Below are 17,081 nucleotides of genomic sequence, written 5' to 3' on the forward strand. Positions count from 1 at the left end.
AATCGACGAACTGCTCCAGCTTCGCGAACAGTTGACCTCACTGCGCGAGAGGTGCGCAGGCGAGAAGCCGGTGGAGGAATGCGGAATCATTCACGGGCTGACCTCGATGGAAACCACCCAACCGAAAGCGAAATCTTCTCACTTGGGCTAGGCAACGGGCTGGCTGGCTGAATCGTCGTTCAGTTGATGCCGCATGTGATGGCGCACAGTCACGGATACAGCAGCACCGATAACCGTCGCGAAGGGCATGAACACGGCCATCTCGAAGGATTGCCGCATGGGCTGCCTTGGCGTCGCTTGCCTACTGCCTGTTCAGACGCAGCAACGGCCAGACTGTTGCTTCGGCGGACACTTGTTGGTGCCATACGAGCAGTACACGCAGCAATCTCCGGGTTTCGGCCGAAGCAACGTTTTGCAATGCTCGCATTCATAGAGCCAAACGCAAGCATCAGTTGGCATTGCCTCTTCCTTCATATGCCCGCAGACGGGGCACGTGATCGTCGAGTTCAAAATGACTGCAGCCATCACTGCACCTCCTTTACGTGGGACGGATATCCAGCATCGGCTGTAGCCTCCGTCAACGCGTTCACTGAAGCCTTTGCAGGGTCAAGCACAACCTGCGCGCGTTCGGTTGCAACCGTGATCTCGTTGAGATCGTGCATCGGCGGGAATGCCGGACCGACTTTCGCAGCAGCGCGGCGGCAGCCGCACCCGAATGACCGGGAGGCATTCATCGAACATTCCTGATTCGTTGCTAATACTCACGAAGGCGACATGAGCCGTAGGCCAAATACGACGCAAGCACCACGCATCCGCGATTACAATCGAGCCACCCACGTATCAAAGATTCAATCAATATTTCGTTACCGGATTCAATTGTGCAAAACACCGAATCATCCAGCGTGCCGTTCGTTTCTGAAACGGCGTTCGGCGTCTGGTTCCTGCGCACGCATACGTGGGAACACCACGTGTTGCGCGTCGCCATCAACGACCTCAAAGGCCTGATCGACGGACCGCTGCCCGTTCGTCCGACCATCGTCGATGTCGGCTGCGGCCAGGGCATTTCGTTCAGGCTGCTGGCGAAAGCATTCGCGCCGCGACGGATCGTCGGTATCGATTTTCACGAGCCGTCGATCGCACTCGCCACGCAGGCCGCGCATGCCTGCGAGAGCGATCCTGACACAGCCGCGACGCGCATCGAAGTGCTGCACGGCGATTGTGCCAATTTGCCGCTCGGCGATGCCAGCGCGGATATCGTCTTCTGTCACCAGACCTTCCATCATCTCGTCGAGCAGGAACGCGCGCTCGCCGAATTCCGCCGCGTACTCAAGCCGGGCGGTGTGCTGCTGTTCGCGGAATCGACGGACGCGTATATCAAGTCGTGGGTCATCCGCCTGCTGTTTCGCCATCCGATGCACGTGCAAAAAAGCGCGGACGGCTATCTCGACATGATCCGCCACGGCGGCTTCAGCTTCGCAAACCATAACGTGTCGCTGCCCTACCTGTGGTGGAGCCGCGCGAAGGATTTCGGACTGCTGGAGCGCATCGGCATTTACACACCGAAGCCGGGCAAGCGGCGCGAAACGCTCGTCAACGTCGCGGCGGTCAAGACAGACTGAGCGCGAATGCGCGGCGCGCATCTGACCACGCGCAGCGCCCCATCTTTATTGCGCGTCGAGCAGGACGACATCGCCGCGCACGGCGAGCGTCGAACCGTTATTGCTCGAACCGCAGGTGTACTCCTTCGACGACGACGTTTCCGTGCGCTGGAAGCGCGTCGTCACGTTGACGACGGCATTGCCGTGCTGCGCGGCCGCATAGTCGCGCAGTTGTTGAAGCGCCTTGCCAAGCGCGATATTGCACGTCGCGTCCTGACCGGTCATCTCGCGCGCGACGCGTGCGCGCACTTCCTTGGTCTCGATGAGTTTCCTCACGTCCGGATGCGACTCGTCTCCGAAATACAGCGGGACGCCCTGCTTGTTTTGCGTCTGCACGTCGGCGGGCATCGGCAGCGAGCGGATTTGCGTGGTGCACGCCGCTTGCGACATCACGATACCGGCGACCATCCCCAACATCACGAATCTGTTTTTCATTCTCGGTCACTCTTGATTGTTAATCGATGCGAGCAGCACGCAGCCGGCGTAACGCGGCGCATGCCAGAGCCAGGCGCCGAGAATGACGGCCGGATACGCGAGCTTGAGCGCGACGTTCAGCGCAAAGCCCGTCCTGTCCCGCGCCCTTACACCGGCATCATGCGCTTTGGGAGCACGCGCGGTCTGCGAGTGCATCATTCCTGCTCGGCGAGCAGCGACTCGACGGCGACCACCACGTCCGCGACCGTGCGCACCGACCTGAATTCTTCGGGCTTGATGCGCCGGCCCGTCATTTCCTGCAGCTTGATGGCGAGATCGACAGCGTCGATGCTGTCCAGATCGAGTTCATTGAACAAATGCGTCTCGAGCGTCACACGCTCCGGCGCGATTGCGAAGTTCTCTTCGAAGATGGCGCGGATGCGCTCAAGGATCTCGTTCCCGGTCACGGTCATTCCCCTTCTTTTGTGGTGCCGTCTGCCACATGCGTCGGTTCGCGCGATGAGATGCGTTTCGTCCGGCGGCGCTGCCACCCGGTGCTTATCCAAATGATCGGTTTGCTTTCGAACAGGATAACGGCGGGACGCGCAAACAATTTAGAGGTTCACGCTCCAGATCGACGAGACGGCCATTGGTCTATTTTTGATCGGCAGGATTCTACCGGTCATCACGGCTCGTTACAGTAGAAATGTCACGATGCTTTCGAGTTCGTCTCATTGTCGCGACAGTGAGCGCGACTGAGGTTTGCGTCACGACGACAACTCGAATGACTCAAGTTTGCGGCGTGCTTGCCGTCATCATAAGATGCGCCGCCGTTCTGCCAACGCCTTGATCCCGGCATGGGCGCAAAAAACAAACAATCAATCAACTCGGGAAAATAACTATGTTGTTGGGTCGAATTGCCCTCTATGGAATTGCCGTGTCGATCTTCGCCGGCTGCGCGGTGGGCCGCGGAACGGTCGATGTCTCGGCGCCTCAAGGTACGAATCCGGCAACGGGCAAATACGTGCGCATCGATTCGGTGAAGGACAAGCGTACCTTCACCGTTTCGCCCCCCAGCGCCGACATGGCTTCGCTGGATCCGAGCGAAGATAACAGCGATGTATCGAAGGCTCGCGCGATCGGCCGCAAGCGCGGCGGATTCGGCAAGGCACTGGGCGATGTCGTCCTTCCGGAAGGCAAGACGGTCTCGGGTCTGGTGGAAGGCGCGTTGGCGACGGGCTTTCAGGAGGCAGGTTATGTCGTCGTGAAGCCGGGCGATCCCAACTTCGTCGCCGCCACTCCGGTGAACGCGCAGATCATCGATTTCTGGGCATGGTTCCAGCCCGGCTTCTGGTCCGTGACGACCAATCAGAAGTCTGAAGTGCAACTGTCCGGCGATGTCGGCGGTCTGCATGGCGCTCAGACCGTCAAGACCCGCGTGAGCGAATCCAAGCAGGTCGTGGTTTCGAGCGACTGGCGCGAGATCGTAGAGAAAGGCTTGTCGGCGATCACCCTGCAGACGAAGAATCTGGTAAGCGGGAAGTAAGGCCCCGTATCGCGGCGAATTGCAGCGTGGGGTTCGTCGCGAGAATCGCTTGCTATTGGCGTTCTTTACATCAACGCTTCGTCGCTGCGCTGGACGCCGCGCATTCGTGCTAAAAAACCCGCCCTTCGCGACACGGCTCGTTTCCGTGCCTCCGCGAAGGATACGGGTACTCAATCTCGCATAATGACAAGGACGAAAGCGTTAACCGCGCTGGTGACCACGGCCGCGGCAGCCTTATCCACGCCAGCCTCCGCACAAAGCAGCGTCACCTTATGGTGCACGTGATCTGGATCGACGGCGCCTACGACATGGTCGCCGTGCAGGAACTGGAAATGGCCGTTTCTTGGGGGCAGCCGACACCCGAGTGTCTGAGCGGCTGGTGTGGTCGAATGGCGCTTCATGGTCGGGTGCTCCCTCACGCGGTCGGCCGTACCCGACCCTGAGGAGACATTCAACCCCGCGTGACCGCAACGTCCGCTCCTGTTAAGCGTTGTTCGACGCCTGCCCATGTCTGCCGCCGCGTGAGCACATGACGACGCATGCGGGCAGGCGTTGGACAACGCTCGAGGGAGGAAACCGGGGAGTGGACCAGGACGGCAGGAATCTTGTGCAGCTATGGGGATTGAAGTGCTCTCATGAACTGCGGAGACTCACAATCTTCGGTCGAAGCGAGGGTTTGGTGATCACGTAAGTATTCTGCAGCATCCATGCTGCACGTCTGTAGAGGTGTCGCGAGCGCGGCAAGGTCTGCTGGTAACGACAGGCACAAGCGTCTTCTCCTGGCGCTCGTTGCCGAAGAGCCGACAGTCGGTCTGGACAGCCAGAGTGATTCGTCTTCATACGTTGCGTCGGCAAGTGGGCGGAGCGCGAATTGGGTGGCTGCGCAGGAGGATGTCGACGATGATCATCGGCGCGCCGCAATGCCGACAGACGAACTTCGGGGCGGGAGTGCCCGGTGACGGACCTTCGCTCGCAATGATGGAAGCTGGCACGTCTAGCAGCGCCCGTATCGCAGCCAGATTCTGCCGACGCACGGGATTGGCCAGCAGACCATAGTGGCGAATCCGATGGAAGCCGACAGGCAGTACATGCAGCAGGAAGCGCCGCATGAATTCCTGTGGCTCAAGCGTCATCGTCTTCTGGCGTGTGCGGCCGCTGGCCCGATAGTCCTTCCATCGGAAGGTCACGCCGCGTTCGTCGAGTGCTATGAGCCGCTGATTGGAGATGGCCACGCGATGCGTGTAGCGCGACAGATACGCAAGCACCGCTTTCGGTCCCGCGAACGGGCGCTTCGCATATACGACCCATTCGCACGTACGCAGCGGCGCGAGCCACTGTGCGAAGGCAGTGGGATCGGCAAGCCCGGCGTACTCACCAAAGAAACGCAACTGGCCCCGGCGATGTGCATGGGTGAGCTCTTCCAGGAAGCGCCGCCGGAACAGCCGCGACAGCACACGTACCGGCAGGAAGAAGCCGGCCCGGCAGGCGACCCACCGCTCACCGTCTGGCGAGAGGCCTCCGCCGGGAACGATGCTGTGTACGTGAGGATGGTGCGTGAGCGCCGAGCCCCACGTGTGCAGCACGAGTGTCGCGCCGATCTGCGCGCCCAGATGCTTTGGGTCGGCGGCGATAGTGCGCAAGGTTTCGGCGGCAACGTCGAACAACAGGCCGTAGAGCACCGCCTTGTTGTACCAGGCGATCGCGCTGATCGCGGCGGGCAATGTAAAGACGACATGGTAGTACTCGACCGGTAGCAGATCGGCCTGACGTGCTTCGAGCCAACGGTGCGCGGCGCTCGCCTGGCACTTCGGGCAATGGCGGTTACGGCAGGAGTTGTAGGCAATCTCGATCTGTTCGCAGCCGGAACAGCGCAACACGTGACCACCCAGCGCCGCGCTGCGGCACTGTTCGATCGCCGACATGACCTTCAGCTGTCCCAGACTCAGCTGTGCGGTCTGTCGCCACACGGGCCCATGCGCGCGGAACACGTCCGCGACTTCGGGCACGGCCGTGCGCCGCGGTCAGCCGTTGTTCTGCAGTTTCTCCAACGGACTGATCACCTCGCGCAGCAGGTCGGTGGCGACCTGCGCATAGAGTGCTGTCGTTTCCAGCTTCTTGTGCCCCAGCAGAACCTGGATCACGCGGATGTCGACCTTCTGCTCCAGCAGGTGGGTCGCAAAGCTGTGGCGTCTATGTCGCCGGGGACATAGTGCAGAGGTTTTTTTGATTGGCGATCGCGGCCACGGACGCGTGAGCAGGCCGGTCGGAGCCAGCCCGCGGTCGGTAATCAAAAAAACGTTTGTGCTAAACCGCTCCGCAGGCGTTCGCGTCTATGGGCATTGAATGAATGGCGGTGATTTGCGATAGCCGGCGCGTGGCCGTCGCAGGCCGGAAGAGCGGTCTGAAGGAGCCGGTGGCGCGAACACAGTGAGAATGCGAGGGTCAAGGGGGAGGTAGTGCAGGGTTTCTGCGGCATTGTGGTGGAGCGACAACGCTAGGGCACGAGTGGGTTCGCGTTGGCCGCATGGGGGAAGACCAACGTGCTCGGGGTAGCGGTGATGCCGGTCAGTGAACATGGCTAGGGTCGGGCGGAGGCCGCGGCAGGATGCCAGGCCTGTCGTCAGGCAGCGCGCCCTCGATGCGAACCATATGACCCTTGCCGCACACGGGGCAATCGCGCAGTGACCTGCCGGTGAGCCGCTGGTAGCGGTCACGGTAGTCCTCGCCGGGAGCAGGTAATGCAGCGACGGGCGGCTCGACGCCGAGCAGCCGCCGGCAGGTGGCGAGTTGCGCTGCCCGGTGACAGTTGGCGAGCCACCCGTAGCTGCGGATGCGCTTGAAGCCGCCGGGCAGCACGTGCAGTAGGAAGCGGCGGATGAACTCGTCGACCTTCAGGGTCATGGTCCTGTGGCGGGCTTCGTGCCGGTAGTCCTTCCACCGGAACAGCACCGAATCGCCGTCAAAGCGCAGCAGGCGGTTATTCGAGATGGCGACGCGATGCGTGTAGCGGCCCAGGTAGTCGAGCACCTGTTGGGCGCCGCCAAACGGTGGTTTCGCGTAGACGACCCACTCCGCCAGGGCGGCGGGCGCGAGCCACGCGGCGAACGCCCGGGCATCACGCAGCGGCTCGAACTGGCCATGGAAGCGCAGCCCGCCGGCGTCGAATGCGCGACGCAACTGCTCGAGGAACAGGCGGCGAAACAGGCGCGAGAGCACGCGTACCGACAGGAAGAAGCCAGGCCGGCAGGCGATCCAGCGCTCGCCATCCGGGGCAATGCCGCCGCCTGGTACGACGCAATGCACGTGCGGGTGGTGCAGCAGATTCTGCCCCCACGTGTGCAGGACCGAGAGGAAGCCGATTTCCGCGCCGAGATGTTTCGGATCGGCGGCGATCGTGCGCAGCGTTTCGGCGCTGGTGCGGAACAGCATGTCGTAGAGCACGCGTTTGTTCTGGTACGCGAGTGCCGCAACGGGTTCTGGCAGCGTGAAGACCACATGAAAGTACTCCACCTCGGGAAGCAGTTCGACGCGCCGGCGTTCGAGCCATTGCGCACGGGCGAGTGACTGGCACTTCGGGCACGCGCGATGCCGGCACGAGTTGTAGGTGATGCGCTCATGACCACATGTATCGCATTGCTCAACATGTCCACCGAGTGCGGCGGTACGGCACAGTTCGATCGCGCTCATCGCGCGCCGCTGGGCACGACCGAGAGCGTCGGCATGGGTCTGCCGGTAGTGCGGGCCGCAGCGGCGAAAGATGTCCGCCACTTCGAGCGCGGGTCTCATCGCCAGGTTCAGAAGTACTCGGGCGCAGTGGGTGCAGACGGAATGGATTCAGGGCGCGGAAGAAGGTCGAAGGGACTGGTGGTGGCGCACACAGTGCTCGTGGCCACTTTAAGGTAACGCGAAGTTGTGGACAGGGACCTATGGCCCATGAGCAGCTGGATCCTGCGCACGTCGGTACCGGCTTCGAGCAGATGCGTGGCGAACGCGTGCCGCAAGGAATGCGGTGTTACTGGCTTCTGGATCCCGCTGCGCTTACGTGCAAGCTGGCATGCCTGGCCGACGGCATCGCGGCTGATGGGTTGTCCGGGAATGTTGCCTGGAAACAGCCACTCGCGCGGGTGGGCGTCGTGCCAGTAGGTTCGCAGGATCTCGAGCAGCCGCGGCGAGAGCATCACGTACCGGTCCTTGCGATTCTTGCCCTGGTTCACACGAATGACCATGCGCTTGCTGTCGATGTCGGTGACCTTCAGGTGGACGACTTCCGACACTCGGAGCCCGGCTGCGTAGGCAACCATCAGAATGGCCCGGTGCTTCAGGCTGGGAATGGAGTCGAAGAAGGTGGTGATCTCCTCGAGGCTCAGGACGACCGGTAGTCTGAACGGCTTCTTCGGTAGCGGGAAATCCTCGTCGCTCCAGTCACGTTTGAGCGTCACACGGTAGAGGAAACGCAGTGCGCCGATCGTTGCGCCGAGACTGGCGGCTGCCAGCTTGCGTTCTTCGCGGAGGTAGACGAGCCAGACGCGGATCTCCTCGGGACCTAGCAGTTCGGGCGAGCGGCGGAAGTGTCGGGCGAAACTGGATACCTGAATCAGATAGGACTTCTGGGTGTTATCCGCAAGGTTGCGGATCTGCATGTCATGCAGCATGCGTTGGCGCAGTGGCGTCATGGCGAGCCTCCTGGAAGCAGTGGGTGGAATGCCCAACCGGGCGTTCACATACTGCTCCTCGCGATACCGCTCACCACTTCGCTGGGTTTCAGCGCCAGACGACCCTCCTCATGAAACGTCAGCCCTAGATTTGTGCCCACCTCCCAATACCGCGTCAGCGGTTTAGTACAGGAGACACTATGTGCCGTTCCGCACTATGTCGGGTATTCCAGAGATAGCCGGGATTTCAAGGCCAGTTGGAGAATTCAGCCAGAGATAGTCTTGACTCCTTCCACCAGCGCCCGCGTGTCGGGAAGGAGCTCATCGTGAAGTGCACTATCAATGACCAGGTTGTGCTTTCGCAGCCACTTGAGGGGCCGCTCGCGGCCCATATCGTGTCGTTTGCGCAATCGCTAAGTGCGCAAGGGTACAGCCTGCAGTCGCTGAAGCGGCAGGTCCGGATCGCCGTATGTTTTAGCCGATGGCTTAAGCAGAATAGCGTCGACGTACGGTGCGTCGGCGCCGATCACGCGGTCGGTTATTTGCGATATCGCGCGCGACATGTGCGACCTTGCCGGGGAGATCTCGCCGCGCTCAAACACCTGATTGACTTCCTGCGCCGCGGGGAGGTGATTCCAGCCGAAGAGCCACCGGTATATCGACTGACTTCGGCCGAGCGCTGCGCACAAGAATACGAACAGTACTTGCGAGAAGCACGTGCGTTGGCACGAGCAACTATCATCAACTATATGCCGGTCGTCCGCGATTTCCTCAAGGACTGTTTTGGCGATAGGCGAGTCACACTCGCGCGATTGCGTGCGAGCGATGTCGTGAGATTTGTGCAGCATCGTGCGCCAAGCCTGCATCCGAAGTCTGCGAAGCTTCTGACGACTGCGCTGCGCTCTTTTCTACGTTATGTGCGTTATCGCGGCGATATTATGTTGAATCTGGCGGCCACAGTGCCAGTTGTAGCAAACTGGTCCATGACCGCAATCCCCCGCGCAATCGCGGCGAATCAGGTGCGGCAGCTACTCAGCAGTATCGACCGACACACGGCGATGGGACGTCGCGACTACGCCGTCCTGCTTTTGCTCGCGAGGCTGGGTTTGCGCTCGAGTGAAGTGGCATTTCTCGAGCTCGATGACATTGACTGGAACACGGGTCGTTTGACCGTACGCGGCAATAATAGCCAGCGCTATGAACTGCCTTTATCAGCAGAGGTCGGCAGAGCGATCACCTCATATTTGCGGCATGGGCGGCCGCAGAGTGCCAGTCGCAGGATATTCCTGCGCGCCAAAGCCCCCGTTACGGGTTTTCGTGGGCCCGGCGGCGTGGGATCCATCGTTCGCCATTCTCTCAAACGTGCCGGTATCAATGCTCCGAGCTGCGGGGCACATCAGTTTCGCCACGGATTGGCCACCGAGATGTTGCGCCACGGTGCATCGCTCGGCGAGATCGGGGAGTTGTTAGGTCATCGCAATCCGGAGACTACGAAGATCTATACCAAGGTCGACATCCTGGCATTGCGTACGCTCGCTGTACCGTGGCCTGGAGGTGTGAGATGAACACGCTTCGACAGGCAGTTGAGGAGTACCTTAACCTACGGCGCAGTTTGGGATTCAAGTTGCACGATGCAGGCAAGGCGTTGCCCGATTTTGTTACCTTCATGGAGCAACACCGGGCCCCCTACATCACCCAGACATTGGCTCTCGCCTGGGCGCAACAGCCATTCGATGTTCAACCCGCACATTGGGCGAGACGACTCAGCTTCGTACGCGAGTTTGCACGTCATCGCAGCGCCACTGATTCGCGTACACAGATTCCGGCGCAAGCCCTGCTGCCGTTTCAACCGAAACGGGCTCGACCGTACCTGTATTCGGACGATGAGATTCGCAATTTACTGCGGGCAGCGCTTCAAATGCCATGCCGCTATGAGCGCAGTGCGTTGCGGCCCTGGACGTTCTATTGCTTGCTCGGGTTGCTGAGTGTGTCGGGCATGCGCCTCGGGGAAGCACGCAATCTGGAGCTTCAGGACGTGGACCTTACCACTGGGGTGTTGACGATTCGCGGCGCCAAATTCGGTAAGTCCCGCCTCGTGCCTTTACATGACTCGACTCGCAAGGTGCTTGCTGACTACATCGTGCGACGTAATCGTCATTGGGCCACTCGGCCAGTGTCTTCCTATTTGTTCGTTTCCAACCGGGGGAATCGTCTGGATGGCGCAGAGGTACATCGGACTTTCTATGCGCTGTCACGGCAGGTTGGCCTGCGTGGTGTTTCCGACCATCACGGACCGCGCCTGCACGATATGAGGCATGCATTTGCGACTAACACACTCGTGCACTGGTACCAGTCTAAACAGGATCCGGCGCGTTGCCTGCCAATCCTGTCGGCCTACCTCGGTCACGTGCATGTCGCCGACACGCAGTGGTATTTAACCGGATCACCGGAACTGATGCGTGAGGCTATGCGACGACTCGAACAGCGCTGGGAGAACCGGCCATGACCACTGCCGCTACCTTTGCTCCGTTGCTGGAGCGATTCTTCACGCAGCGTCTGATGCAGCAGCGTCAGGCGAGCCCTCACACGATCAGTTCCTATCGCGATACCTTCCGTCAATTTCTGAAGTTCGCGCAGTTGCGTTTGCATAAGCTACCTTCACGACTAAACCTCGAGGAGATCGACGCGCCTTTGGTCGTCGCATTTCTGGATGAGTTGGAGAAGTACCATGGATTAAGCGTTCGCAGTCGCAATCTGCGCCTCACGGCAATTCACTCTTTCTTTCGATACGCGGCCCTCGAAGCGCCGACACATTCCGCACAGATCCAGCGCGTGCTTGCTATCCCCAGCAAGCGCTTTGCCCGCACTCTGGTCCACTTCCTGACGCGCCTCGAAGTCGACGCCTTGCTTGCCGCGCCTGATCGACGCACCTGGTCGGGCCGGCGCGACCACGCCTTTCTGTTGGTCGCCGTTCAGACCGGGCTGCGCCTGTCCGAGATGACCGGGCTTAAACGCGAGGATCTCATCCTTGGTCTCGGCGCTCACGTGCGCGTGATCGGCAAAGGTCGCAAAGAGCGCTGTACGCCCATCGCCAAATCCACGCTCGCCGTATTAAAAGTCTGGCTTCGAGAACCGCCACGCGGTGATGGCGATGTATTGTTTCCAAACGCGAGGGGGGAGCGCCTCACTGTCCATGGCGTGCAGTATCTGCTAAACAAGCATCGCGAGACGGCGTCTAAAGTTTGCCCCTCGTTGAGTCAGAAGCGGGTCACCGTTCATCGATTGAGACACACCATGGCTATGGACCTGCTGCAAGCGGGGGTCGATCGTTCCGTCATCGCGTTGTGGCTGGGACATGAATCGGTGGAAACCACGCAGATCTATCTCGAAGCGACACTTGCGATGAAGGAGCAAGCTCTCGCGAAGATATCTCCGCCATACACCAAGCCAGGACGCTATCGGCCGACAGACCAGCTTCTGAGCTTTCTGAACAGCCTGTAGGGTCGAGAAACTATGTCGGGTGATGGACAGGCTGATTTGCTCCACAACGCGCACCCGTCTGAGGGTCGTGGAAGCTCATTGGTGTCACCCGACATAGTCAGGAACGGCAGATAGTGGCGTAGCGTGTGCATCGAGACATGCTTGTTGATGTTCGCGGCCTCGGCGGCGGCATGGATGGCGCGGTTGAGCTGCCGCGTGCTGAGCGGATCGACCGGATCGAGGCCCGGAAACAGCCAGCCGCCCTCCAGCATCCGGCCCTGCGCGTGCGCCACGCGCCACCACACACGCAGGCGTTCAAGCAGCACCGGCGAGAGCATGGCGTAACGATCCTTGCGGCCCTTGCCCTGTTCAATGCGCAGGGTCATGCGCTGGCCGTCGACGTCGCCGACCTTCAACGCCACCACTTCACTGGCGCGCAGGCCGGCGCCGTAGGCGACCGATAGTGCGGTCTGATGCTTCAGGTTGCCGGTGGCGGCAATCAGGCGACCAACTTCGTCCGGGCTGAGCACGACCGGCAGGACGCGAGGCACACGCACGGGTTGCATGCGTGCCATCAGGTCGGGCTCGTGGAGCGTGATCTCGAAGAAGAACTTCAGTCCGGTGATCGCCGCATTGAGCGACACGGGTGACACGCCGTGGTCGACCAGATGCAACTGGTAGCGCCGCAGGTCCTCGACGGTGGCGGTGTCAGGAGAGCGTCCGAGAAAGCGGGTGAACTCGCGTACGACGCGCAGATAACCGGCCTGCGTCTTCGGTGCGAGCTGACGCATGCGCATGTCGTCGGTCATGCGCTGGCGCAGCGGACTGATGGGCTGAGGTGTGTGGGTCATGACTCTGCTCCCGTTGAACGACGAGGCGGATTGCCTCGCCCTTCAACATGAAAACAGAGTCGGTTTTCTCTCCAGAACTACTAGCATTGAACCGGAGCTCCATACCGCGCGAGCGGTTTAGTCCCCCCGACCCCAAGCCGACGGCCGGACTGATGCGAGGCCTATGGCCGTTTCCGATATGAATGCGACGTTCGAATGCCCTCGTGAGAGCACGGGCCAAAGGCCGGAGATGGCCGGCGGCAGCCGACAGTTTTCTGTCGGAATTGCTTGCATACTGAATGGTGTTGCACCCGAATAGTATGGCCCCGGCCGAAGTTCGGTGCCACTCCGGCCGTTGGATTCCGCAAGACCTCAACGGCAGCCTTGAGGCCGAGACGCCCTTGTCCCGGCCGGCAAGTGATTGCGTGGACGGAGCGGCCAATTATGCCAAGGTCGTGACGGCACACCGGGTCTTGCTCCCCTCGCCGCTAAGACCGTTGCTGACCATCCTATGCCGACGGTCTGATAAGGGTTAATCGGATTACCGCGAGTCAGTGCTTGGCAATAAACGCGAGTATGGAATCCGCGCCTGCCCGGGGGTTCACCGGGTACCACATGTGGCGCGCATTTGGAACCACTGCTAGCTCGGTCCCCTTAGGCAAGCAACTGAGCAGCACTTCGTCACCCAAGGCGAAGTTTGCCCGAGTCAGTTCCCCGCGCATTGCCAGTACGGGTACTTTGAGCGAGGCCGGCTCGATCAAATCCAGCGGCCACGCAAGAACGGACTAGTACCGCCCCGGCCTCGTTGACCGCCCTTTACAGGCGAGTGCGCGCGAACGCGCGTCGCCCCTCGAGCTTCTTTGTGGTCTCGCAACGACCGCTGTGTTTGCGCTAGTCGCCTCGCACGACAGAGCGCCAGTGCGTGAGCAAGCTGATTCCCGCGCACGCAAGGCTCGCCGTGTTTGCCCACCAAAATCCACATGGGCCATCGAGCGATAGCCGCGGGACGCTCACCTTTCCGAATCCCACGAGATAGCCGCCGCACAGCCCGATGCAGACTAGTGAGATCGTATAGACGACCGCAGGCACGATGGTGCGCCCGTAGGCGCGCAACACGAATGCGGCGCTCACCTGGACCGAGTCGGCAAGATGATAAAACCCGACAACCATGAGAAGGGGCATCGCCGCAGCGGTGATTCGCGGATTGGCCGTATAAGCCGATATGACAAGCGGCCGCGCGATGACGATGGCGCACGAACAGATCGTCGCGCAAATTGCCGCAAAACAGACGCCGCGTCGGGCAATTGCGCGGGCGGCCCCGTAGGCCCCTGCTCCGAGCCGTTGCGACACCAGTGTCGACGTGGCAATGCCGAGCGATAGCGGCAGCATGTAAAGCACAGCCCCGAGATTGACGGCAATCTGCTGGGCGGCTAGTACCGTCGTGCCGAAGCGCGCGATGAACAATGTCATCGAAGTGTACGAAGCGATCTCGATCAGACTGGACACGCCGATCGGCACGCCTATTTTGATCAACGCATACTGCCGGCGCTTATGCGGCCACGAAAAATTCCGGGCGACGGAATACTGCCCGTAGCGCCGGTCGCGCGCGATCAAGGTGACGCAGATCAGCGCGGCCATCCAGAAAACGAGTGTGCTGGCAAATGCGGCGCCGGGTCCGCCGAGCGGGGGCACGCCTAAGCCTCCATAAATCAACCATTTGTTCAACGGCAGCTTCGCGATCAGCGCAGTAAGCAGAATCGCCATTGGCGGTCGAGAACTCGAAATAGCGTTCGAAAACGACGAATAGATCGCAAAACATAGCCCGGCGGGCAGGCCGAACGAGAGAACGCGCAGATATAAAATCGAGCGCTGCATGACCGCTTCGGAAGGGTGGGCGATGCGCAGCAACGGCTGCGGAAAATAAAGGACCACACCGCCGATCACGATCAATATCATGGCGAGCCAGGCCGCTTCCCGAACGTAAGCGCCAATGACCTGATGACGATGTTTTCCCGCCAGCCGGCCGACTATGGGTTGCAGGCCGGCCATTACGCCCGCGAGTGCCAGGTAAAGCGGAATATAGATCGATGCGCCAAGACCGACGGCTGCGAGGTCCACCACCGAATAACGGCCGACCATCGCGGTATCAATCGTCTCGAATGCGACAAGCGCTAGCTGCCCGATCAGTACCGGCCATGCAATGCCAGCAATGCGGCGGAGGTCATCCAATAGTCCCGGCGCCATCCCGGCTCCCGATGGCCGGCGCCGCAACCAGGAGGTTGGTTGCAACCACCCCGCAAGAAGTCGAGCATCTTTCATCTAATAAACTCGGTGGCCATCGCCCGCAGTCTTCTGCGATCGGCCTTACCCCATGCGGTGCGCGGAATGTGATCGACAAAGAACAAGAACTCCGGGATCTTGTAGTCTGCAAGTACCGGTGCGAGACTGCGCAACACATCATCCGGCGTTGGATCGCCGATGTCCGCCTCCAGTTTCATGAAACCGACGATGCGCTCGCCAAGCTTCGCGTCCGGCAGGGTGGTCACCGCCGCGTCCGCAGCGAACGGATGTTCGAGCAGCCTCTGCTCGATCTCGACCGGTGCGATGTTTTCACCATCTCGAACGATGATCTCTTTCTTGCGGGAGACGAACCAGATGTCGTCCTGCTCATCCTTGTACACCAGGTCGCCGGTGTAAAACCAGCCGTCTCGCCGAACGTCGTCAATCACACCGGGAGATTTCCAATAGCCGCGGAACACGTGATCGCCGCTGTAAAGGAGTTCGCCGACTTCGCCGGATTTCGTATCGTTTCCGTGTTCATCGATAATGCGTACCGTGCCAGGCAATCGTACCTGCATGGACTTGTTCGTGAGGCCGCCTTTCAGGTTGCCGGCCGCTTCGGACATGCCAAGAACGTTTCTCAGGGTTTTGCCAAACACCTGCTCGAATTCGTCATAGAGTTCGGCGCGGCATGCGTCGCCGGCTACGTAGCAGACTGAAAGGCAACCGACGTCGCGCGGCGTCGCACGCTGGCTCGCGATCAATTCGGAAATACCGAACGGCGTGGCAACCAGTATCGTGCAGCGATGGCGCTCGATCGCGTTCAGAAATGCATTTGCGTCGAATTCACGGCACTTCGGCCAGACGAACTTGCGCGTAAGCGTCATTGCTACCATCAACTGCAACCAGCCCGGCGAATGGAATATTGGGGTTGAAGCCAGATCAACGCCGCTGGTCACATCTCCGGCAGTCGACTCGATCAGCTCGACGATTGCCGCGGTTGAATGGCTGATCGTATTCTGGGTATGAACGACAAGCTTCGGCTCGGACGTGGTGCCCGAAGTGCTAACGAGAATGATTGGTGCGTCGGGATCTTGGTCACTCGGCCACGGTTGCAACTCGGCATCGAAGAGTTCGTTCCATGATTTCACACCGCTGTCGGGCACGAATCCATCGACCACGAATCGGCGCTCCAACGGCAGCAGCGCCGTATCGACGTCCGACAAGCCACCGTACACGTCCCCATGACCGAGATACAGTGCAGGCCGTAAACGCTCGATCAGGCGCCTTACTTCGCCGGGGGCGTAGCGGCAGTTCATCGGAAACACGATTGCCCCGATCATCATCGTGGCGTAGCACGCAATCGCGGCCGCAGTGGAATTTCCGAGGTGCAATACAACGCGGTCGCCCGGCTTTACACCGAGCTTCGCCAAGCCACGACCTAATCGCCGAACATGGTTCACGAAGCGTTCGTAGGTCCAGTTATCTTCACCTTGACTCATGACAATGAAGTCGGGGCGCTCCAACGCGTTTCGGTGCAAGGCATCGATCGGCGCATAGATACCTGATTGGCGCGTGGGCGCGCCGGAAGAATATACGGCTGAGGACATGGGACGTTCGCTCCTATAGCTGACAGGTAATCGGGGCGAACATGACGACGCAGCGACGTATCTTGACGCGCGACCCGCCAGGTTGTTCCAGATATATGTTGAGAAACACTTCACAGGAGCGGTCTATTCCCCATAGGGGCTATCGTTAGCCCCAACAGATTGCCAGGCGCCGATGTCGGACTACCGTTGGTATTTACCGAAGCGAAAGGTGCATATCGTCGGTGGCACTGTACGTGTTTGATTCGCCTGAAATCCTTGCGAAGGCAATGCGTCGAGTGAGCGCGGCAAGCTAGGAAGAGACAACTTGGCCGACGACGCAACGCCAGCTCTCGGCGATCGAGTGACCGTTTGCTGGCTGAAGCGGCCTCCTGAGTGGCCGAGCCACACGTCGGGCGAAGGTCTCGTCATGGCCGGCAAGCGTCCGCTCACCGGCCATCAGCTATCAGACTTCGGTTTGCTCGGCCATCTCGAGCGCGTCATCTACCTCGATACCAAGGTATCGGACTGTGCTCTCGAGCTTCGTATGGCCCAGGAGTAACTGAACCGCGCGCAGGTTCTTTGTTCGTCGATAAATCAACGACGCTTTCGTACGGCGCATCGTGCGAGTGCCA

General features: G+C 60.5%; 16 protein-coding genes and 2 pseudogenes. 5 read left to right on the top strand and 13 right to left on the bottom strand.

The genetic code is table 11. The features are described from left to right. Nucleotides 1-312: 312 nt before the first annotated feature. Nucleotides 313-525 carry a GDCCVxC domain-containing (seleno)protein gene (locus BG61_RS44420; protein WP_075584298.1) on the bottom strand — a complete coding sequence of 71 codons (213 nt, stop codon included), beginning with the start codon at nt 523-525 and terminating at the stop codon, nt 313-315. Between the two features lie 353 nt (nt 526-878). On the opposite strand from BG61_RS44420, the gene BG61_RS35305 reads away from it, so the two are divergent. Further along, entirely contained in the window at nt 879-1,619 is a 741-nt protein-coding gene (locus tag BG61_RS35305) for a class I SAM-dependent methyltransferase (RefSeq protein ID WP_035924756.1), read from the top strand. 45 nt (nt 1,620-1,664) lie between these two features. Here the strand turns inward: BG61_RS35305 and BG61_RS35310 are convergent, their stop codons facing one another. From BG61_RS35310 to BG61_RS35320, 3 genes are read right to left on the bottom strand one after another with little or no spacing between them, the layout of a single operon-like run. Next, nucleotides 1,665-2,093 (bottom strand): hypothetical protein, encoded by a 429-nt coding sequence (locus BG61_RS35310; RefSeq protein WP_035924758.1) that lies wholly within the window; start codon nt 2,091-2,093, stop codon nt 1,665-1,667. Between the two features lie 6 nt (nt 2,094-2,099). Next, nucleotides 2,100-2,291 (bottom strand): hypothetical protein, encoded by a 192-nt coding sequence (locus BG61_RS43470; protein WP_035924760.1) that lies wholly within the window; start codon nt 2,289-2,291, stop codon nt 2,100-2,102. Further along, nucleotides 2,288-2,545: an acyl carrier protein gene (locus tag BG61_RS35320; protein ID WP_035924763.1), complete on the bottom strand. Its 258-nt coding sequence runs from the start codon at nt 2,543-2,545 to the stop codon at nt 2,288-2,290. The genes BG61_RS43470 and BG61_RS35320 overlap by 4 nt, the downstream gene beginning before the upstream one ends. Nucleotides 2,546-2,973: 428 nt before the next feature. On the opposite strand from BG61_RS35320, the gene BG61_RS35325 reads away from it, so the two are divergent. After that, nucleotides 2,974-3,618 (top strand): hypothetical protein, encoded by a 645-nt coding sequence (locus BG61_RS35325; RefSeq protein ID WP_035924765.1) that lies wholly within the window; start codon nt 2,974-2,976, stop codon nt 3,616-3,618. A 170-nt stretch (nt 3,619-3,788) separates the two neighbouring features. Here BG61_RS35325 and BG61_RS35330 read toward each other — a convergent pair whose 3' ends face one another. From BG61_RS35330 to BG61_RS35345, 5 genes and pseudogenes are all read right to left on the bottom strand, one after another. Further along, nucleotides 3,789-4,019, bottom strand: coding sequence for a hypothetical protein (locus tag BG61_RS35330; RefSeq protein ID WP_035942801.1), 231 nt, complete (start codon nt 4,017-4,019; stop codon nt 3,789-3,791). A gap of 435 nt (nt 4,020-4,454) precedes the next feature. After that, a complete protein-coding gene (locus BG61_RS35335; RefSeq protein ID WP_035924767.1) occupies nt 4,455-5,624 on the bottom strand; it encodes an IS91 family transposase in 1,170 nt (389 codons plus the stop codon). Nucleotides 5,625-5,639: 15 nt separating this feature from the next. Then, a pseudogene (locus BG61_RS40840) lies at nt 5,640-5,807 on the bottom strand (tyrosine-type recombinase/integrase); the annotation flags it as partial. A gap of 376 nt (nt 5,808-6,183) precedes the next feature. Continuing rightward, entirely contained in the window at nt 6,184-7,404 is a 1,221-nt protein-coding gene (locus BG61_RS35340) for an IS91 family transposase (protein ID WP_035924769.1), read from the bottom strand. An 8-nt stretch (nt 7,405-7,412) separates the two neighbouring features. After that, entirely contained in the window at nt 7,413-8,291 is an 879-nt protein-coding gene (locus tag BG61_RS35345) for a tyrosine-type recombinase/integrase (RefSeq protein ID WP_035924771.1), read from the bottom strand. A 305-nt stretch (nt 8,292-8,596) separates the two neighbouring features. Here BG61_RS35345 and BG61_RS35350 point away from each other — a divergent pair, with 305 nt between their 5' ends. Genes BG61_RS35350 through BG61_RS35360 form a run of 3 tightly spaced genes read left to right on the top strand, consistent with a single transcriptional unit; the run spans nt 8,597 to nt 11,771 of the window. Next, a complete protein-coding gene (locus BG61_RS35350; protein WP_035942802.1) occupies nt 8,597-9,835 on the top strand; it encodes a site-specific integrase in 1,239 nt (412 codons plus the stop codon). Further along, the gene (locus tag BG61_RS35355) at nt 9,832-10,776 is read left to right on the top strand and encodes a tyrosine-type recombinase/integrase (protein ID WP_035942803.1); all 945 of its coding nucleotides are present in this window, start codon (nt 9,832-9,834) and stop codon (nt 10,774-10,776) included. Before BG61_RS35350 ends, BG61_RS35355 begins: the two co-directional genes overlap by 4 nt. Further along, nucleotides 10,773-11,771 carry a site-specific integrase gene (locus BG61_RS35360; RefSeq protein ID WP_035924776.1) on the top strand — a complete coding sequence of 333 codons (999 nt, stop codon included), beginning with the start codon at nt 10,773-10,775 and terminating at the stop codon, nt 11,769-11,771. Before BG61_RS35355 ends, BG61_RS35360 begins: the two co-directional genes overlap by 4 nt. On the opposite strand, the gene BG61_RS35365 is transcribed toward BG61_RS35360, so the two are convergent. From BG61_RS35365 to BG61_RS44425, 4 genes and pseudogenes are all read right to left on the bottom strand, one after another. After that, entirely contained in the window at nt 11,726-12,601 is an 876-nt protein-coding gene (locus BG61_RS35365) for a tyrosine-type recombinase/integrase (RefSeq protein WP_081868294.1), read from the bottom strand. The two genes, BG61_RS35360 and BG61_RS35365, sit on opposite strands and share 46 nt — an antisense overlap. An 870-nt stretch (nt 12,602-13,471) precedes the next feature. Next, nucleotides 13,472-14,824: an MATE family efflux transporter gene (locus BG61_RS35370; RefSeq protein WP_035924779.1), complete on the bottom strand. Its 1,353-nt coding sequence runs from the start codon at nt 14,822-14,824 to the stop codon at nt 13,472-13,474. Nucleotides 14,825-14,895: 71 nt separating this feature from the next. Beyond that, entirely contained in the window at nt 14,896-16,470 is a 1,575-nt protein-coding gene (locus tag BG61_RS35375) for a class I adenylate-forming enzyme family protein (protein ID WP_081868295.1), read from the bottom strand. Between the two features lie 442 nt (nt 16,471-16,912). Next, nucleotides 16,913-17,081 (bottom strand): annotated as a pseudogene (locus BG61_RS44425) (integrase); the annotation flags it as partial.

This window comes from Caballeronia glathei, from assembly GCF_000698595.1.
GTDB classification, from domain to species: Bacteria; Pseudomonadota; Gammaproteobacteria; order Burkholderiales; family Burkholderiaceae; genus Caballeronia; species Caballeronia glathei.

Excerpts from the sequence above, each read along its gene's own strand:
- BG61_RS35360 (WP_035924776.1), top strand. The coding sequence starts at position 10,773 with ATGACCACTGCCGCTACCTTTGCTCCGTTGCTGGAGCGATTCTTCACG.
- BG61_RS35310 (WP_035924758.1), bottom strand. The coding sequence starts at position 2,093 with ATGAAAAACAGATTCGTGATGTTGGGGATGGTCGCCGGTATCGTGATG.
- BG61_RS35330 (WP_035942801.1), bottom strand. The coding sequence starts at position 4,019 with ATGAAGCGCCATTCGACCACACCAGCCGCTCAGACACTCGGGTGTCGG.
- BG61_RS44420 (WP_075584298.1), bottom strand. The coding sequence starts at position 525 with ATGGCTGCAGTCATTTTGAACTCGACGATCACGTGCCCCGTCTGCGGG.
- BG61_RS35365 (WP_081868294.1), bottom strand. The coding sequence starts at position 12,601 with ATGACCCACACACCTCAGCCCATCAGTCCGCTGCGCCAGCGCATGACC.
- BG61_RS35375 (WP_081868295.1), bottom strand. The coding sequence starts at position 16,470 with ATGTCCTCAGCCGTATATTCTTCCGGCGCGCCCACGCGCCAATCAGGT.
- BG61_RS35345 (WP_035924771.1), bottom strand. The coding sequence starts at position 8,291 with ATGACGCCACTGCGCCAACGCATGCTGCATGACATGCAGATCCGCAAC.
- BG61_RS35355 (WP_035942803.1), top strand. The coding sequence starts at position 9,832 with ATGAACACGCTTCGACAGGCAGTTGAGGAGTACCTTAACCTACGGCGC.
- BG61_RS43470 (WP_035924760.1), bottom strand. The coding sequence starts at position 2,291 with ATGATGCACTCGCAGACCGCGCGTGCTCCCAAAGCGCATGATGCCGGT.
- BG61_RS35370 (WP_035924779.1), bottom strand. The coding sequence starts at position 14,824 with ATGGCGCCGGGACTATTGGATGACCTCCGCCGCATTGCTGGCATTGCA.
- BG61_RS35320 (WP_035924763.1), bottom strand. The coding sequence starts at position 2,545 with ATGACCGTGACCGGGAACGAGATCCTTGAGCGCATCCGCGCCATCTTC.
- BG61_RS35340 (WP_035924769.1), bottom strand. The coding sequence starts at position 7,404 with ATGAGACCCGCGCTCGAAGTGGCGGACATCTTTCGCCGCTGCGGCCCG.
- BG61_RS35325 (WP_035924765.1), top strand. The coding sequence starts at position 2,974 with ATGTTGTTGGGTCGAATTGCCCTCTATGGAATTGCCGTGTCGATCTTC.